Origin of the sequence: Pelagerythrobacter marinus (assembly GCF_034375205.1) — a bacterium.
Lineage (GTDB): Bacteria > Pseudomonadota > Alphaproteobacteria > Sphingomonadales > Sphingomonadaceae > Pelagerythrobacter > Pelagerythrobacter marinus.
In genome coordinates this window covers 879,838-897,729 of record NZ_CP139719.1, presented here as the reverse complement: position 1 = coordinate 897,729, position 17,892 = coordinate 879,838, and the positions used below count along the sequence as shown (strand labels likewise).

The following is a 17,892-nucleotide window of genomic DNA, read 5'->3' as shown; positions in this document are numbered from 1 at the left end:
CGGACTGTCAGTCGACGTCCTCGACCTCGACCGCCTCGCCGGTGACCCGCTGCGCCAGCGCGGCCGAGATGAACGGGTCGAGCGCCCCGTCGAGCACGTCGTCGGGCGAGGTTGAGGTCACGCCCGTGCGCAGGTCCTTGACCATCTGGTAGGGCTGGAGGACGTAGCTGCGGATCTGGTGGCCCCAGCCGATGTCGCTCTTGCTCGCGTGTTCGGCGCTGGCGGCCTCCTCGCGCTTGCGCAGCTCCTCCTCGTAAAGGCGGGCGCGCAGCATGTTCATCGCCGTGTCGCGGTTCTTGTGCTGGCTGCGGTCGTTCTGGCTCGCGACCACGATGCCGCTCGGCACGTGGGTGATCCGCACGGCCGAGTCGGTCGTATTGACGTGCTGCCCGCCGGCGCCGCTGGCGCGGTAGGTGTCGATCTTGAGGTCGGCGGGATTGATCTCGATCGCGATATTGTCGTCGATCACCGGATAGACCCAGACCGAGCTGAAGCTGGTGTGCCGCCGCGCCGCGCTGTCGTAGGGGCTGATGCGGACCAGCCGGTGGACCCCGCTCTCGGTCTTCGCATAGCCATAGGCGTTCTCGCCCTTCAGCAGCAGGGTCGCGCTCTTGATCCCGGCCTGCTCGCCCGCCTGGTATTCGACGGTCTCGACCTTGAACCCGCGCCGCTCGGCCCAGCGGGCATACATGCGCAGCAGCATTTCCGCCCAGTCCTGGCTCTCGGTGCCGCCGGCCCCGGCGTGGATTTCCAGGTAGGTGTCGTTGGCATCGGCCTCGCCCGCCAGCAGGGCCTGGACCTTGTCGGCATCCGCCCTTTCGGCGAGCTTCTCCAGGCTCGCCAGGCCGTCGGCAACGACGTCGTCGTCGCCTTCCGCCTCGCCCATCTCGACGAATTCGATCGCGTCGCTCTTCTCGCTCTCGATCTCGCGCACGGTGCGCACGGCGTCCTCGAGGCGCTTCTGTTCGCGCGTGATCGCCTGCGCTTCCTTGGGGTCGTCCCACAAGGTCGGGTCCTGCACGCGCGCGCTCAGTTCGTCGAGCCGGCGCAGGGCGCGGTCCCAGTCGAGCGACTGGCGGACGAGCGCGAGCGCGGCATCGATACGGTCGATATGGGCCTGCCCCTCGGCACGCATGAATTTCTTCTCCGATCAGGAATTTGGCCGCCCGCTTAGCCGAGCGCGCCCGATTGGGAAAGGGTGCCGCCTCAATCGCCGGCGGCCAGCCTGCGCACCGCGGAGAGGGTCAGGCGAACGTGATCGCGGTAATCGGCATCCGAGTGGACGAAGGCGATACGGCCGCTGCGATCGATGACGTAGCTGACGCGCTGCGTCAGCCCGGTGTCGCGGCCCTCGCGCTGCAGCGCAACGTCGTATGCGCGCACGATCTGCGGGGTGGCGACGCCGACGGCAAAGCGATCGCGGCATTCCTCGGTCGAAAACCGCTTCAGCGTTTCCAGGTCGTCGGCCGACATGCCGATCACCGTGGCGCCGGCGGCGGAGAAAGCTTCGGACGCCTCGGCAAACTGGCGCGCTTCGAGCGTGCACCCCCTGGTGAAGGCCTTGGGGTAGAAATAGAGGATGACCGGCCCCCGGGCGAGCGCGGCGCGCAGGCTGAACGCCATCGCCTCGCCGCCGAGCGCGGCCCGGGTCGTGAATGCCGGCGCCTTCGCACCGACCGGAAGCTCGGCCGCCGCCGGCGCCGCGCAGAAAACCGCCAGGATCGCGGCGATCAGGACCTTGCGCATGTCGTCTCTCCCTGCCGGCCGGGCGCGGATCGGCGCGGCCTCAATAGATGCCGCCCTGGTCCTCGACGAAATCGGACGGCTCGTTGTGATCGCCCGCGCCGGGGCCGGCGGATTGCCCGGCCGACTGCCCGCGCCGGATCAGTTCCAGGATCTCGCGCCGCTTGGCCTCGATCGCGTCGGCCCGGGTGCGCCGCGGCGGCTCGGTATCGGGCTTGAACGCCTCCCAGATGATCGCCGCGCGCGGATCGTCGCTCGGCCAGCCGTCGAGCACGCGCTTGCCGGAACGGCGATCGATCCGCACCATGCGTATCCCCGCGGGCGCGACGAAGGGATCGTCGGACCACCGCGCCCGCGTTTTGCGGACGAAATCCTTGAACATCGGGGCCGCCGTGTTGCCGCCCTGGACCCACCCGCCCATGTTGCGCGGCTGGTCGAAGCCGAGATAGACGCCCGCCACGACCTCGGGCGAGCCGCCCACGAACCAGGCATTGGTGGGGCCCGTCGTCGTGCCCGTCTTCCCGAACAGGGGCAGGCCGAGATCGCGCAGCCGCACCGCGGTGCCGCGGGTGACGACGCCCTGCAGCATGTGAACGACCTGGTAGGCGGTGCGCGGGTCCATCACCTGCTTGCCGCTCAGCCCCGCGCGCGGCATCGGCTTCCCGTCCCATTCGGGCATGTTGCACCGGTCGCACGGCCGGCGATCCGCCCGCCAGATGACCTTGCCGCGCCGGTCCTGCACGTAATCGATCACCGTCGGCGCGTTCTGGCGCCCGTGGTTGGCCAGGGCCGCATAGGCGTTGACCATCTTGAGGACAGTCGTGTCCCCCGCCCCCAGCGCGAAGGCGGGATAAGGTTCGTAACTGCCGATGCCGACCCGTTCGAAGGTCCTGATGACCTGCGGCATGCCCGCGTCCATCGCGATATGCACCGTCATCAGGTTGCGGCTCTGCTCCAGCCCCCAGCGCATCGTGTGGACGCCGCCGCCGCCGCCGCCGAAGTTGCGGAAGCACTTTTCACCCAGGCGCGCGCCCTGGTAATAGCAGAACGTCTGGTCCGGCACCTGCGAGGCCGGCGTCATCCCGTGGTCGAGGCCGGTCGCATAGACGAAGGGCTTGATCGTCGAGCCCGGCTGGCGTTCGGCCTGGGTGGCGCGGTTGAAATCGCCCAGCCGGCTGTCGAACCCGCCCTGCATTGCCAGGACGCGCCCGGTCAGGGGGTCCATCGCCACGAAGCCGCCGGAAACTTCCGGCACCGAGCGCAGGCGATAACCGGCCCCGGCCTTCTCCACCGCCACGACGTCGCCGACCTTCAGCGCGTCGGGAAAGCCGGACAGCGGGTGGCTCTCGCCATTGGTCAGGCCGATCGTGGCCGACGATCCGCTGCGCGCCGTGACGACGCCGATCCGCCAGCCGCGGTAATTGATGCCGAGGTTGGAGGAGCGCAGCTGCGCGATCAACTCGCCGTTGTCCGGATCGATCGTCGCCACCGGTCCGGGCCAGCCCCGGTTGCCGTGATAGCGGATCATGCCGCCGCGCAGCGCGTCGCGCGCCGCCGCCTGCATTTCCGGATCGAGCGAGGTGCGCACCCACAGGCCGCCGGCATAGACGCTGTTCGGCCCGTCTTCGGCGTTCTCGCCGAAATCCTCGATCAGCTGGCGGCGCACTTCCTCGAAGAAATAGCCGGCATCGGCGGAACTGTACTGCGCCCGGCTGGGCTGCAGGCCCAGCGGCTGCGCCTGCGCCTCGGCCGCCTGCGCCTCGGTAATGAAGTCGTTGGCCGCCATCTGGTCGAGCACGAAGTTGCGCCGCGCCAGCGCCAGGTCGTGATGCTGGCTGCGCCCGTAACGCTCGGGCGCCTTGGGCAGGATCGCCAGGAACGCCATCTCGTGCAGCGCCAGCTCGCCCACGTCCTTGTCGAAATAGGCCCGCGACGCTGCCTGGACGCCGAAGCTGCGCCGCCCCAGCGGGATCTCGTTCAGGTAGAGCTCGAGGATCTGCTCCTTGGTCAGCGCGCCCTCGATCCGCCGGGCCAGGATCATTTCCTTGAGCTTGCGAGTGATCGAATACTCGTTCGACAGCAGGATGTTCTTCGCCACCTGCTGGGTGATGGTGGAACCGCCCACCGCGCGTTCGCCGGATCCCAGCTTGCTGACATAGTCGATCACGGCCCCGGTCAGGCCGCCGATGTCGATGCCGCCGTGGCTGAAGAAGGTCTTGTCCTCGGCCGCAAGGTAGGCCTCGATCAGGGTCTCGGGGAAATCGGCATATTGCAACTGCACGCGCCGCTCGCGTGCGTAGGAATGGACGATCTCCCCGTCGGCCGCGCGCACCATCGTCGGCAGCGGCGGTTCGTATTCAAGCAGCATCTCCGCATCGGGCAGCCCGCGCGCCAGCAGGGCCCAGACAGCCAGCCACAGCACCAGCAGCGCGCCCAGCGCGACCGCTCCCCAGCGGAACCAGCGCCTTTCCCGCCAGTTCGTCGCGAGCCAGTTCAGCGCGCCCGAGGCGTCGCGACGAATGCGGTAGCGAAAGTATTCGGTTGTAGAGGGTTCGGCCATGGTCGAGGCGTCTCTAGCACGCAGCTTCGGCGGAATGCCATATGGTTTAGGTGCCGGCCTGGCGGGCGAAGTAGATCCGGATCGCACGCGCCATGACGCCGGCAAAACGCTCGCGCGCCTCGGGGCTGGCGAGGCGCCGCGCGTCTTCCGGATTGGTGATGAAGCCGGCTTCGTAAAGCACGGCCGGCACGTCGGGCGCGCGCAGCACGGCCAGCGCCGCCGACCGGCGCGGGCGCGGATGGAAGACCAGTTCCCCTTCCCCCTCGCGCACGATCAGCCCGGCGAACTCGGCCGATGCCTCCTGCACCCGGCGCTGCGACAGTTCGACCAGGATCGCGCTGACATCGGCATCCTGCCCTTCGATCCGCACGCCGTTGACCCGGTCGGCCTCGTTCTCCCGTTCGGCGAAGCGCGCCGCGGCCTCGCTCGAGGCCCGGGCCGAAAGGGTATAGATGCTCGCCCCGCTCGCGCCGCTCGCTTCGCCGGCCGAATCCGCGTGGATCGACACGAACAGGTCGGCGTCGAGCCGGCGGGCGATCTCGGGCCGTTCGTCGAGCACGAGGAAACGATCGTCCTCGCGCGTCAGGGCGACCCTGACCCCGCCGTCCGCCACCAGCCTGTCGCGCAAGGCCATGGCGAGCGCCAGGGCGATGTCCTTTTCCCGGTACCCCTCGACGCTGGCGCCCGGGTCCTTCCCCCCGTGGCCGGGGTCGATCACCACCAGCGGCCGCGACCGGTCCGGCGGGCCGTGGATCGTGGGCAGGCCGACCGGGTCGCCCGCCTCGGGCAGGGCCACGCGCACCACGTAGTCGCGCCCCAGGTGCGGCACCGGGATCGACAGGCCGAGCAGGTACAGCGCCGCCAGGAAAACCGGCGGCGCCAGGAAGATCAGCCATATCTGAAGCCGCATGGACATTGCGCCCGGTTGTTAGGGTGTTGCGGGCAGGATGCGCAACATGGTTGCCGAACGAATGGCGGGATGCTAGCTCTGCAAGGCCGAAATTCCGGCCCGCCACAGCCCGACGCCGCTATCCGGCGCGGGAACCAAACGGGCCCCAGGCTCGCCGGCAGCTTCCTGCTCCGGCGCTCGCAACAGGTTGATGCAGTTCATGAGAAGCCTCTCCCCGAGCATGACCACCCCGCCACAGGCGGGCGTCGTCGCGCTGGCGGGCCAGGCGGCGCGACACAGGCGCATTCGCATGATTGCAGACACATCATTCCGGCACCGCGAAAAGGTTCGCGGCGTCCGGTTCGACATTGCCGCCCATCGCCAGGCGATCGGCGGATCCCACTTATTTGCGCAGACGATCCCGGCCGGCGACAGCCCGCCCGGACGCGCACGGAGATTTTTACATGGCAACGCGCATGCTTATCGATGCGCGCCACCCGGAAGAAACGCGGGTGGCGGTGCTCAAGGGCAACCGGATCGAGGAATTTGATTTCGAATCCGCCGAACATCGGCAAATCAAGGGCAATATCTACCTCGCCAAGGTAACCCGGGTCGAACCCAGCCTCCAGGCGGCCTTCGTCGATTTCGGCGGCAACCGGCACGGGTTCCTCGCCTTCAGCGAGATCCACCCCGACTACTACCAGATCCCGAAGGAAGACCGCGAACAGCTCCTGGCCGAAGAGGCCGAGGCTGCCGAGGAAGAAGCGCGCCTGCGCGCCGAGGAAGAGGAACGCGGCGACGTTCCGGGCGACGAGTACGACGCCGACGACGAGACCGGCGAATCGCTGGTCGAGGAATTCGCCGAGGACGGGGTCGAGGAAATCGACACGTCCGAGAAGGACAAGGTCGCCACGATCGAGGAAGGCCAGGTCGCGAATGGCGACGACGATGGCGACGACGACAGCGACGACGAGGAAGAAGGCAACGGTTCGCGCCGCGGCCGCCGGGGTCGCGGCCGCCGCCAGGGCAAGGGCCGCGCGCGGGCCAAGGAAGTGGACGAGGTCCGCGCCCGGCGCCAGGCGCTGCGCCGCCGCTACAAGATCCAGGACGTGATCCAGCGCCGGCAGGTCCTGCTGGTCCAGGTGGTCAAGGAAGAACGCGGCAACAAGGGTGCCGCGCTGACGACCTACCTCAGCCTCGCCGGCCGCTACACCGTGCTGATGCCCAATAGCAGCCACGGCGGCGGCATCTCGCGCAAGATTTCCAGCGCCAGCGATCGCAAGCGGCTGAAGCAGATCGTCGGCGATCTCAAGCTGCCGCGCACGATGGGCCTGATCGTCCGCACGGCCGGCCTCCAGCGCACCAAGACCGAGATCAAGCGCGACTTCGACTATCTCGCGCGCCTGTGGGACGAGATCCGCGAGAAGACGCTTTCCTCCAGCGCCCCCACGCTGATCCATTCGGACAGCGACCTGATCAAGCGGGCGATTCGCGACATCTACAACCGCGAGATCGAGGAAGTCGTGGTCGAGGGCGAAGCCGGCTACCGCTCGGCGAAGGAGTTCATGAAGCTCCTGATGCCCAGCCACGCCCGGCGGGTGAAGGCCTATTCCGACCCGGTCCCCCTGTTCCAGCGCTATGGCGCGGAGGACCAGCTGCGCGCGATGTACGACCCGGTCGTGCAGTTGAAGAGCGGCGGCTACCTGGTCATCAACCCGACCGAGGCGCTCGTCTCGATCGACATCAACTCCGGCCGTTCGACCAAGGAACACGGGATCGAGCAGACGGCCCTGTCCACCAACCTCGAAGCGGCCAAGGAAATCGCGCGCCAGCTGCGCCTGCGCGACATGGCCGGCCTGGTGGTGATCGACTTCATTGACATGGAGTACAACTCCAACAACCGGAAGGTCGAACGCGCGCTGAAAGACGCGCTGAAAAGCGACCGGGCGCGGATCCAGGTCGGCCGCATTTCCGGCTTCGGCCTGATGGAGATGAGCCGGCAGCGCCTGCGCACGGGCGTGCTGGAAGCGACCACCCGCGAATGCCCGCACTGCGACGGCACCGGCCTCGTCCGCACGGCATCGAGCGCGGGCCTTTCGGCCCTGCGCCTGATCGAGGACGAAGCGGCCAAGGGCAAGGGCACGGTCATCACGCTGGCCGCCAGCACCGAGGCGGCGGTCTACCTGCTCAATTCCAAGCGCGACGACCTGGTCGAGATCGAGCGCCGTTACGGCGTCACCGTCGAAGTCGTGCCCGAGGGTGAGGAGGAAGGCGCGAAGATGAGCGTCTCCAGCTCCGGGCCCAAGCCGGCGCAGGCACCGAAGTTCGAACCGATCGTCGACGACGAGGACGAGCCCGAGGCCGACGAACAGGCCGAGGACCGCGACGACGAGGACGACGACAACGGCAACCGCAAGCGCAAGCGCCGCCGCCGGGGTGGCCGCGGCCGCAACAAGGGCCGCAACGGCGACGAGGGCGGCGACGAGGGCGGCGACGACAGGGACGACGACGAAACCGCCGGCCACGAATCCACCGGTAACGGGGACGGCGACAGCGAAGGCGGCCCCGCCTCGGAAGAGGACGAGGGCAAGCCGCGCAAGCGCCGCCGCCGGGGCGGACGCCGGCGGCGCGGCGGCCGCGATCGCGAGGACGGCGATAACGCCGGCGAAGGCGAGATCGAGACGCCCGAAGCGGTCGCCGAACGCGTGAGCGAGGACATGGCCGTCGCCCCGGGCGCCGAAGCGACCGCGGACGCGCCGGACCAGCCGGCCGGGGCCGAGGAAGAACCCAAGCCGAAGAAGCGCACGCGCCGCAAGAAGGCCGAAGACGGAGAGGAGGCCGCTCCGCCGGCCAAGCGCAAGCCGCGTGCCAAGGCGAAGGCCAAGGACGCGGCGGCGGAAGAGCCGGCCGGCGACTCCCCCGCGGAAACCCCGGCGGCCGAAGCCGAGACCGAGGAGGCTCCGAAGCCCAAGCGGCGCACCCGGCGCAAGAAGGCCGAGGAGGCGCAGGCACCCGCAGCCGAAAGCGCTGGCCCCGCCAAGGCCGAAGCCGAAGCGGAGGCCGAGGCACCGGCTGAAAAGCCCAAGCGCACGCGGCGGCGCAAGAAGGCCGACGATGAACCGGCCCCGCAAGCCCCGCCTGCGGAAAGCCGCGAGGAGCCGACCTCCGCGCCCGAGACCGCCGATGCCGCCGCACCGGCAGACGAGAGCGAGGCCGAGACCGCGCCCGCCGCGCAGGAGGAAGGCAAGTCCTCCTCTCCGCGCCGCGGCTGGTGGCAGCGCACTTTCGGGCAGTAAGCCGCAACAGGCGCCGACGAAGGGGCGGAATGGCCCGCGTGTTGCGTGCACGCGGATCGTTCCGCCCCTTCTTGCCGTTCGCACCGCTGCCGCGATCCCTGCCCACCGAGCCAGTGCAAGAGGGCTCTGGCGGCGCGCCGCGTTCGCGCCTAGATGGCGGGCCTGTCCCAACCGACGAGACCCCCCGATGCCCGATTCTCCCCAGCCCCTGCGCATTCCCGACGACGCCAAGGAGCGCGTCCGCCTGCTGTTCATGGCCAAGCACGTCCTGTGGGGGGGCGGGATGCATCCCGAAGACGGCAACCACGCGATCTATCACCACGAAGTGCGCACGACGCTGGAAAGCCTCGGCCTCAACCTCCGGTTCGCGGATACGTACAAGGCGCTGTTCGAGCGGCCGGAGGTCGATTTCGTCTTCCCGCTCCTCAACCGTGGCGGCTTCGTCAACAGCGAGATGCTGATCCCGCTGCTGTGCAACATGCACCGCATTCCCTATCTCGGCGCGATGCCGTTCCTGCGCGGGATGGGCGACGACAAGTCGGTGTCGAAGCTGGCGGCCGCCCACGCCGGCGTGCCCACTGCCCCGTGGTTCTGTTATCGCCGGGGCGGCCCCGTGCTGGAAAAGGACCTGCCGCCCGCGCCCGGGGGCCGGTGGGTGATCAAGCCCAATGCCTCCTCCGCCAGCTGGGGCATCTCGGATGCCTTCGACTGGAACGGGGTGGCCAATGCCATCGCCGACATCCACGGCCAGGGCCACGACGCGATCGTGGAGCCCTACCTCGACGGTTACGACATCCAGTGCGCGTTCATCACCATCCGCGACGAGCCCGTCGCCCTGCCCATGCTGTGGTACGAGCGCGAGGACACGCAGAAGCTGTGGACCTATTACGAGAAGCGCGATCTGGTCCAGAACACCGAGAAGGCGGCGCTGAAGCGTTTCGACCATGCCGAGTTCGCCCCGCGGATCGAGGCCATGGCCCGCAAGGTCGCGCAGGAATTCGTGCCCTTCGACTATGGCCGGATCGAGTTCCGGCTGGATCTCGCCACCGGCGACGTGAATTTCATCGAGATCAATCTCAACTGCAACCTGTGGTCGGAAAAGGTCATGGCCAAGGCGGCGGCCCAGGCCGGCTTCAGCCACGGCGACCTGATCGAGACGCTCCTGGCCGAATCCTGGCGGCGCAACGCGCTGATCGCGGGCTAGCCCGCGCCGCCTGTCAGGCGACGGCTTCGCACTGGCGCAGGGCCTCCGCCACGAGCTCGAAATGCGCGGCAAAGGCCGCTTCGCAGGCAGACTGCGACAGGGGCGCGAGAGCGGCGATCTGCGGCATCGACAGGCCGAGGCGCAAGGTCCCGCCCCAGCCCCCGCAGGGCAGGCGCACGCTCCTGACCGGCTGGCCCAGCCGGATGCCCCCACGCGCGAGCCGCGCGTGCAGCGATACGGCGCCATCGAAGCTCCGCGCCGCCGGCAGGGCCGAGACGTCGAGGGTCGCCAGCGTGGCGAGGAGATCGGCGTGCGGCGCGGCGGGCTGGCCGGTGTCGGTGTCGGTGTCGGGGTCGGGGTCGGGGTCGGTGTCGGTGTCGGTGTCGGGGTCGGGGTCGGGGTCGGTGTCGGTGTCGGTGTCGGGGTCGGGGTCGGGGTCGGCGGAGCGTTCGACTTCGCGCAAGTGCAGCGGCGCGACCAGGCCCTGCCGCAGCGCACGCTGGAAGGCATCGATCACGCGCGAGACCGCATCCACCGGCAGGGCGCGGAACCGCTCCAGTTCGAACAGCGCCCCCTCCAGCCGCGTGGCCAGCCCCGGGTTGCCCTGGTCGGGCAGTGCCTCGCGCCCGTTCCAGCCTTGTGGCCATTCGGCCCGGCGGAACAGGGCATCGAACCCGGCGGGCAGCGGCGGCGCGCGGCGCACGAGGTCGGCGGGCACGAGCGCCCAGCCGCTGAACGGGACGCCGCCGGCAAACTTGGAACCGGTCATCAGCACGATCGCCCCGCGGTCCAGATAGGCCGCGACATCGCCGGGCGACAGGCGGACCTGGCACGCATCGACCACGGGCGTCATCGCCTGTCCCCAGCGAGCCAGCAGGCGGTCCAGGTCGTCGAGCGCGGGCAGGATCAGGCCGGTCTTCGATCCGTGGACGACATGGACCAGCGTGTGGCGTCCGCCGGCGCGAGCGCGCGCGATCTCCCCCTCGATGCTGGCGGCGATCTGGCCGCTGGTGCGCGCCAGCCCCCGCCCGCAGCGCACCGGGATGTCGGTCAGCGACACGGCCCCCAGCCCGGGCACGCTTTCGCCGGGTACGACGGTGCGGCCCGGCGCGGTGCGATCGTTGAAATAGCGCCCGGCCGCCGAATGGACGCACCCCCGCCCCACCTCGTCCGCGCCGAGCAGGACATTGTGGACGCCCCCGGGCGAGCGATCGATCGTCGCGGCCAGCGCCACATATTCGAGGTCGGTCCCCGACGGCGCGAAGACGACATCGACATCGCCGCCCAGCCCGAACGCGCCGCGCAGGCGCCCGCGCATGCCCTCCAGCAGGGCGCCATAGTCCCCGTCCGCCGGCCGACCCTGGCCGAGCAGGTGGCGGAAGGCATCGTGCGAGATGTCGTTGGCCGTGGACGAAGCATGGCGAAGGTGTCGCGCGGGTACGGGCCCGACATGTAGCGGTTGAGGCCGGTTTGCGGATCGAGTGCCAGCCGCTCGTCGCCGCCGCTGCAAAGCCGGGCGACCAGTTCATGGGCGCGTGGATCGTCCGCGAACTCGCGCGACATCTGGCTGGTGGCTGTTCGCATCGACGACCCGGATGGCTTTTTCGCTTGCGTGCAGACCTAACAGACCTAGGGACGCATTCCAGCGAATTTGCTGCACCGCGACATACGCCGCAGCGCAACAAGGGCAATCGTTCGTGACCGCACTGCGTCCCATGACCATCGATGCCGCGGCCCGGGAGCGGCTCCGCATCCTCTTCATCGCCAAGAACGCCCTGTGGGACGGCGAACTGCACCCCGAAGACGGCAATCACGCGCTCTATCACCGCGAGATGCGCCAGGTGCTCGAAGGCCTGGGCCTGAACCTCGTCATCGCCGACCGGTTCGAGGTGCTGTTCGAAAACCCCGAGGTCGATTTCGTCTTCCCCCTGCTCAACCGGGCCGGTTTCTTCAATTCGGAAATGCTCTGCCCGCTGCTGTGCGAGCGCAAGGGCATACCCTACCTAGGGGCCAGCCCGATCCTGCGCGGGCTGGCGGACGACAAGCACCTGGCCAAGCGGGCCGCGCGCGCGGCCGACGTGCCGACCGCGCCCTGGGCGATCTTTCGCCGCGGCGCCCCGGTGGATCTGTCCGCCGTGCCGCCGGCCACCCGCTACGTGGTGAAGCCCAATGCCTCGTCGGCCAGCTGGGGCGTCAACGATGCGACCGACCTCGCCAGCGTGGAGCGGGCCGTCGCCGATGTCCACGCGCTGGGCCACGACGCGATCGTCGAACCGTTCCTGCAAGGCAGCGACGTCGAAGTGCCGGTGATCACCGTCAGGGGGGAGCCGACGATCCTGCCGATGATGATCTTCCGCCAGGCCGATCCCTCGCACCTGCGCACCTACCGGGAGAAGCGCGATCTCGTGGACCGGAGCCAGAAATACTCGCTCGACCCGTTCGAGAACGCGGACATGGCCGCGCGGATCGCCGACCTGACGCGCAAGGCGTGGAACGAGTATCGGCCGTTCGACTATGGCCGGTTCGAATTCCGCGTGAACGAGGACACCGGCGAGATCACGTTCCTCGAGCTCAACCTCAACTGCAACCTCTGGTCGCAGAAGGTCTTCGGCCGCGCGGCGGCGCTGGCAGGCTGGAGCCAGCCCGAACTGATCGAGACCATCCTCGCCGAAAGCCTCGCGCGGCACGGGCTCATGGCCCGGTGAAGTTTGCGCCGCGCCCTTGCCAGCGCAATGCGAAGCGCTAGAGAGACTGCCGAAGCAACAGGATCGAACTATGGCGACCTTCACCCTCCCGAAGAACTCGAAGATCTCGCGCAAGGGCAATGTCCACCGGGCCGAAGGCGCCGCGCGGGTGCAGAAGTTCCGGATCTACCGGTACGATCCCGATAGCGGCGAAAACCCGCGCTACGACACGTTCGAGATCGACCTCGACGATTGCGGGCCGATGGTCCTCGACGCGCTGATCAAGATCAAGAACGAAGTCGATCCCACGCTCACCTTCCGCCGTTCCTGCCGCGAGGGGATCTGCGGTTCGTGCTCGATGAACATGAACGGCAAGAACGGCCTCGCCTGCACCACCGCGATGGAGGACCTGAAGGGCGAAATCCGGATCACCCCCCTGCCCCACATGGACGTGGTGAAGGACCTGGTGCCCGATTTCTCGCACTTCTACGCCCAGTACGCGTCGATCCGTCCGTGGCTGCAGACCGTTTCGACCACGCCCAGCGGCAAGGAACGCCTGCAGAGCCCCGAACAGCGCGAGAAGCTGGACGGCCTCTACGAATGCATCCTGTGCGCCTGCTGTTCGACCGCCTGCCCCAGCTACTGGTGGAATTCGGACAAGTTCCTCGGCCCGGCGATCCTCCTCCAGGCCTATCGCTGGCTGGCCGACAGCCGCGACGAGATGACCGGTGAGCGGCTCGACGCGCTGGAGGACCCGTTCCGGCTCTACCGCTGCCACACGATCATGAACTGCGCCAACGTGTGCCCCAAGGGGCTGAACCCCGCCAAGGCGATCGCCGAGACCAAGAAGATGCTGGTCGAGCGCCAGATCTGAGCGTGAACAGCGAATCTTCGGCGTTCGAATACCGCGAGCACCCCGACCATCCGGGCTGGCACACCTGGCGCCTGCGCGACGAGACGCGCTTCAACCCGGTCGTCATGGGCGACCTGCTGGTGCGGACCGAAGGGGACAGGTGCCGCCTGCGGATGTTCCCCGAACGGCGGCACACCAACCTGCAGGACATGATCCACGGCGCGGTGACGCTGGCGCTGATCGATATCTCGCTGTTCGCGGCGATGCGCACGCTGACCGATGGCGATGCCGGGCCGGCGGTGACGCTGGAGCTGTCGACCCAGTTCATCGGCGCGGGGAAAGTCGACGAGCCGCTCGACGCGGTGGTCGAGGTCCTGCGCGAGACCGGGCGCCTGCTGTTCCTGCGCGGTGAGGTCGTCCAGCGCGATCACCTGGTGGCCGGTTTCACCGCCCTGGTGCGCAAGGCCAGCCGCAAGTGAGCGCAATGCTCGCGCGGTACGAGGCGCTGGTCGCCGCGGGCGAACTGCGCCCCGATCCGCAGCAGCGCGAGGCATCCGAACGGCTGCAATCGCTCCAGGAAGCGCTCGAGCGGCACCGCGAGCCGGGCCTGCTCGACCGCCTGTTCGCACGCGCGCCGGCGCGACCGCGCGGCATCTACATGTGGGGCGGCGTGGGCCGCGGCAAGTCGATGCTGATGGACCTGTTCGTCGAGACGCTCGACATCGAGCATAAGCGCCGCGTCCATTTCCACGCCTTCATGCTGGAGGTCGACGCGCTGATCCGCGAGGAACGGGCGAAAGAAACCGGCGATCCCGTCGCTCCGGCAGCGGCCCGGATCGCGCAAGGGGTCCGCTGCCTGGCGTTCGACGAGATGGTGGTCAACAACACCGCCGATGCCGCGATCATGAGCCGGCTGTTCACCGCCCTGATCCGCGACGAGGGGGTCACCGTCGTCACCACCAGCAACCGCCCCCCGCGCGATCTCTACAAGGACGGCCTCAACCGTTCGCTGTTCCTGCCCTTCATCGACCTGGTGGAGGACGAGCTCGACGTCCTCGCGCTCAACGGTCCGGTCGATTACCGGCTCGACCGGCTGGGGGAGATCGACACCTGGCACACGCCGCTTGGTCCCGACGCCACGGCCCAGGTTCGCGAGGCTTTCTTCCGCCTGACCGACTACAAGCCCGAAGACGCCGCCCACGTGCCGAGCGCCGAGCTCGATCTCGGCGGCGGGCGCGCGCTCCACGTTCCCAAGAGCCTGAAGGGCTTGGCCGTGTTCAGTTTCAAGCGGCTGTGCGGCGAAAATCGCGGGGCGGCGGACTACCTGGCGATCGCGCGCGCCTATCACACGGTGATCGTCGTCGGCATTCCCGTCATGGGGCCCGACCGCCGCAACGAGGCCATCCGCTTCACCAAGCTGGTCGATGCGCTCTACGAACTGAGGGTCAAGCTGTTCGCCACCGCCGACGCGGAGCCGGATGGCCTCTACCCCGCGGGCGACGGCAGTTTCGAATTCGCCCGCACCGTCAGCCGACTGGAGGAAATGCGCAGCGCCGATTACATGGCCCTGGGGCACGGCGCGCAAGGGTAAGCCGCCCCGGGTGCGCGGGCGCTTTCAGGCGGCCCTGGCGAGGCGCGCCTGCGCCGCGACCAGGCGGCCCATGACCTTCAGGTCCTGTTCGCGCAGCTGCAGGGCGGAATCGGCCCAAAGCTCGGTAATACGATTCAGTTCCGCCAGTTCGAGATCCCAGGCGACCTTCATCGCCCGGCGCGCGTTGACCAGCCCGGCATGGCGCCGCTCCGACTTCTTGATGAAGTCGCGGCAGGCGGACAGCCCTTCGCCGTTCTCGGCCAGCTTGTGGACCAGCCCCATGTCGTACATCTGTTCCGCGGTATACGTCTCGTTCGAAACGATCAGCCGGTCGGCCATCGCCCCGCCGAGCTTGCGGCTCAACAGCGCGTGGGCACCCATTCCGGGAAACAGGCCGAACATGATCTCGGGCAGTCCGAACGTCGCCCCCCGCTCGGCAACGATGTAATCGAACGACAGCAGCGCCTCGAACCCGCCGCCGAGAGCCGCGCCCTGGACCAGCCCGACGGTCAGCATCGGGAGATCGAGCGAGGCCATGTTGCGGTGCAGGATCTTGCAGCACCGGTGCCCGTACCGGACCAGCGCCTCGCGGTCGCGCTCGCGGATCAGCCGCTGGAACAGGTCGAGGTCGCCGCCGAAACAGAAGACGCCCGGCGCCCGGCTGCCGAGCACGAGGAAGCGCAGCGGCACTTTCTCCGGCCCGAACCCCTGCTCGATATAGACCTGCCAGTTCTCGAAATCGCTCAGCATCCGGGGCGTGAAGCTGGGACGCCCCGCCGGGTTCATGTAACTCCACAGCGTCTGCGTGTCGTCTTCGTAGAAAACGTCGAGCTCGTGCAGGTTGAACAGCCCTTCCGGGATCGCCGCGTGCCGCCTGCTCTCGGTAACCAGCGGTTCCTCGCCCTCCCCCAGGGGGATGGCCGGGGTTTCCGAAGCCTCCCCGGCTTGCGTGCTGTCCAGCCGTGAACTCAACCGATCCATGTGGATCCCCCCGCTCGTCAGGCGGCATCGCTCTCTCTACCGATGGCCCGAAGGGTAATCGAAGGCCGACTCGTCTGGCAAACGATTAATTAACCATCCTTCCCGCCAGTCCCGATCTGGGCCAGTCCCTGCCCCGCGGGTGACGTCCCCGATGGGAGCGACAGCTGGCGGCTGGCGGCTGGCGGCGGTCAGCCCGAAATGCCGAGCCGGTCGAGCGACCGGTCGAGCATCAGCAATTGCCATAGCAGGCGCGAATTGTCGGCCCGGCCGGCGATATGGGCCTCGGCAATGCGCGAAAGCTGCGCGGCATCGAACCATCCGGTGCGGGCCAGGCGCGCGCCGGTGGCGATCGCCCGCGCCTCCCCCGCCAGGGGCCCGCGCAGCCACTGGGCGATCGGGGTGACGAAGCCCTGCTTGGGCCGGAACAGCACGTCGTCCGGCAGGTATCGGCCCATCGTGTGCTTGAGCAGCCACTTGCCCTGCCGCCCCCTTATCCGCTGGCGGAGGGGCAACTGGGCGGCAAATTCGATCAGCCGGTGATCCAGAAGCGGCTCGCGCGCCTCCAGGCTCACGTCCATGCTGGTGCGATCGACCTTGGTCAGGATGTCGCCGGGCAACCAGAACTTGAGATCGGCATATTGCGCCCGGTCGAGGCCGCTGCGCGCCGGGGCCGCGCGCATCGTGCGCACGAAGGCGTCTTCGGCGCGATAGCCGTCGAGCCGCCGGGCGAAGCTGTCGGCATAGAGGCGCGCGCGCATCTCCGCCGGCACGACGCCCACGGCACGCGCATATCCCTCTGCCCCGTCGCGGGCGAGCGAGAGCAGGGTCGCCTTGGCCCTGAGCGGGCGCGGCGCCCAGTCGGCCTTGGGCCAGGCGGCACCGAGCGCGCCGAACATCGGGCCGCGCAACGCGCCGGGCAGGACCGCGCGCGCCTGCTCCTCACGGGCGTGAAAGACCTGCCGCCGATAGCCGGCAAACGCCTCGTCCGCCCCGTCGCCCGAGAGGGCGACCGTCACGTGCTCGCGCGCGAGCTGGCACACGCGCCAGGTCGGCAGGGCGGACGCATCGGCAAAGGGTTCGTCGAACATCGTCGCGATCCGGTCCGCCGCCGCGAAATCGTCGGGATCGACCGAGCGGGCGTGGTGATCGGTCCCGAACAGCCGGGCGACCTTTTCCGCGTGTCGCGTCTCGTCCAGCTCGGCCACGTCGAACCCGATCGAACAGGTGCTGACCGGGTCGCGGCTCGATTCCGCCATCAGCGCGACGACCGAGGACGAATCGACCCCGCCGGAAAGAAACGCGCCCAGCGGCACGTCGGCCACCATGCGCGATCCCACCGCCTCGCGCATGTGGTGCAGCAGTTCGGCCGAAAGGTCGGCCGTGCTGCCGCTGCGCCGATGGCTGAAATCGACATCCCACCACTGCACCGGCGGCGGGGGCGGCGCCTCGTGGCGCAGGACCTGGTAGTGCCCGGCCGCGAGCTTGCCGACGCCCTTCAGGATCGAACGGTGGTCGGGGACGTAGCCCCAGGCAAGATAATCGTCGATCGCCAGCGGATCGACCTCGCGCCGCAGGAGCGGATGGGCCAGCAGGCCCTTGAGCTCGGAAGCGAAAGCCACGCTGCCATCGCTGAGCTGCGCGGTGAAAAGGGGTTTCACCCCCAGGCGGTCGCGCGCCAGCACGAGTTCCCGGCGCCGGGCGTCGTAGAGCGCGAACGCGAACATGCCGTGCAGGCGCGCAAGGCACTCGACGCCCCAGCGCGACCAGGCGGCCAGGATCACCTCGGTATCGCCATCGGTGCGGAACTGGGCGCCCTCGGCCTCCAGCTCGCGGCGAAGCTCCCGGAAATTGTAGATCTCGCCATTGAACACGATCGTCGCGCGGCCATCGGCCGAATGCATCGGCTGGGGCGAGCCGGCGATGTCGATGATCGACAGCCGGCGGTGGCCCAGCCCGATCCCAGGGCCGGTCCAGACGCCCGACCCGTCTGGTCCGCGATGGGCGAGCGCGTCCGTCATGCGCGCGACGCGCTCGGGATCGACCGGCTTGGGGGTGCCGCAATGGAAAATCCCGGCGATGCCGCACATGGCC

Annotated in this window: 13 protein-coding genes; 6 read left to right on the top strand and 7 right to left on the bottom strand. The window is 69.0% G+C overall.

The window, feature by feature from the left end; all coding sequences use genetic code 11:
* Window positions 1-7 precede the first annotated feature (7 nt).
* From prfB to T8T98_RS04200, 4 genes are all read right to left on the bottom strand, one after another.
* Window positions 8-1,135, bottom strand: coding sequence for a peptide chain release factor 2 (gene prfB / locus T8T98_RS04215; RefSeq protein WP_160732295.1), 1,128 nt, complete (start codon window positions 1,133-1,135; stop codon window positions 8-10).
* A 71-nt stretch (window positions 1,136-1,206) separates the two neighbouring features.
* Window positions 1,207-1,746: a peroxiredoxin gene (locus T8T98_RS04210; RefSeq protein ID WP_251103965.1), complete on the bottom strand. Its 540-nt coding sequence runs from the start codon at window positions 1,744-1,746 to the stop codon at window positions 1,207-1,209.
* Between the two features lie 40 nt (window positions 1,747-1,786).
* Complete coding sequence (locus T8T98_RS04205) at window positions 1,787-4,303, bottom strand: penicillin-binding protein 1A (RefSeq protein ID WP_251103966.1); 2,517 nt, start codon at window positions 4,301-4,303, stop codon at window positions 1,787-1,789.
* Window positions 4,304-4,349: 46 nt separating this feature from the next.
* On the bottom strand, window positions 4,350-5,219 hold the full coding sequence (locus T8T98_RS04200; RefSeq protein ID WP_251103967.1) for an N-acetylmuramoyl-L-alanine amidase family protein: 870 nt from the start codon (window positions 5,217-5,219) through the stop codon (window positions 4,350-4,352).
* Window positions 5,220-5,656: 437 nt separating this feature from the next.
* Between T8T98_RS04200 and T8T98_RS04195 the strand changes: the two genes are divergently transcribed.
* Window positions 5,657-8,488 (top strand): Rne/Rng family ribonuclease, encoded by a 2,832-nt coding sequence (locus T8T98_RS04195; protein WP_251103968.1) that lies wholly within the window; start codon window positions 5,657-5,659, stop codon window positions 8,486-8,488.
* A 187-nt stretch (window positions 8,489-8,675) separates the two neighbouring features.
* Entirely contained in the window at window positions 8,676-9,692 is a 1,017-nt protein-coding gene (locus T8T98_RS04190; protein ID WP_251103969.1) for a D-alanine--D-alanine ligase family protein, read from the top strand.
* A 13-nt stretch (window positions 9,693-9,705) separates the two neighbouring features.
* On the opposite strand, the gene T8T98_RS04185 is transcribed toward T8T98_RS04190, so the two are convergent.
* The gene (locus T8T98_RS04185; RefSeq protein WP_251103970.1) at window positions 9,706-11,010 is read right to left on the bottom strand and encodes a hypothetical protein; all 1,305 of its coding nucleotides are present in this window, start codon (window positions 11,008-11,010) and stop codon (window positions 9,706-9,708) included.
* 379 nt (window positions 11,011-11,389) lie between these two features.
* Between T8T98_RS04185 and T8T98_RS04180 the strand changes: the two genes are divergently transcribed.
* From T8T98_RS04180 to zapE, 4 genes are all read left to right on the top strand, one after another.
* Window positions 11,390-12,397 (top strand): D-alanine--D-alanine ligase family protein, encoded by a 1,008-nt coding sequence (locus tag T8T98_RS04180; RefSeq protein WP_251103971.1) that lies wholly within the window; start codon window positions 11,390-11,392, stop codon window positions 12,395-12,397.
* A gap of 70 nt (window positions 12,398-12,467) precedes the next feature.
* Complete coding sequence (locus tag T8T98_RS04175) at window positions 12,468-13,250, top strand: succinate dehydrogenase iron-sulfur subunit (RefSeq protein ID WP_160732288.1); 783 nt, start codon at window positions 12,468-12,470, stop codon at window positions 13,248-13,250.
* Window positions 13,251-13,252: 2 nt separating this feature from the next.
* Window positions 13,253-13,708 (top strand): PaaI family thioesterase, encoded by a 456-nt coding sequence (locus tag T8T98_RS04170; protein WP_251103972.1) that lies wholly within the window; start codon window positions 13,253-13,255, stop codon window positions 13,706-13,708.
* Entirely contained in the window at window positions 13,705-14,820 is a 1,116-nt protein-coding gene (zapE, locus tag T8T98_RS04165) for a cell division protein ZapE (RefSeq protein WP_251103973.1), read from the top strand. Before T8T98_RS04170 ends, zapE begins: the two co-directional genes overlap by 4 nt.
* Before the next feature lie 24 nt (window positions 14,821-14,844).
* Here the strand turns inward: zapE and T8T98_RS04160 are convergent, their stop codons facing one another.
* Both T8T98_RS04160 and T8T98_RS04155 read right to left on the bottom strand, forming a co-directional pair.
* Window positions 14,845-15,801 (bottom strand): crotonase/enoyl-CoA hydratase family protein, encoded by a 957-nt coding sequence (locus tag T8T98_RS04160; protein ID WP_322295855.1) that lies wholly within the window; start codon window positions 15,799-15,801, stop codon window positions 14,845-14,847.
* Between the two features lie 188 nt (window positions 15,802-15,989).
* The gene (locus T8T98_RS04155; protein ID WP_251103975.1) at window positions 15,990-17,888 is read right to left on the bottom strand and encodes an XrtA/PEP-CTERM system amidotransferase; all 1,899 of its coding nucleotides are present in this window, start codon (window positions 17,886-17,888) and stop codon (window positions 15,990-15,992) included.
* Window positions 17,889-17,892: the final 4 nt, after the last annotated feature.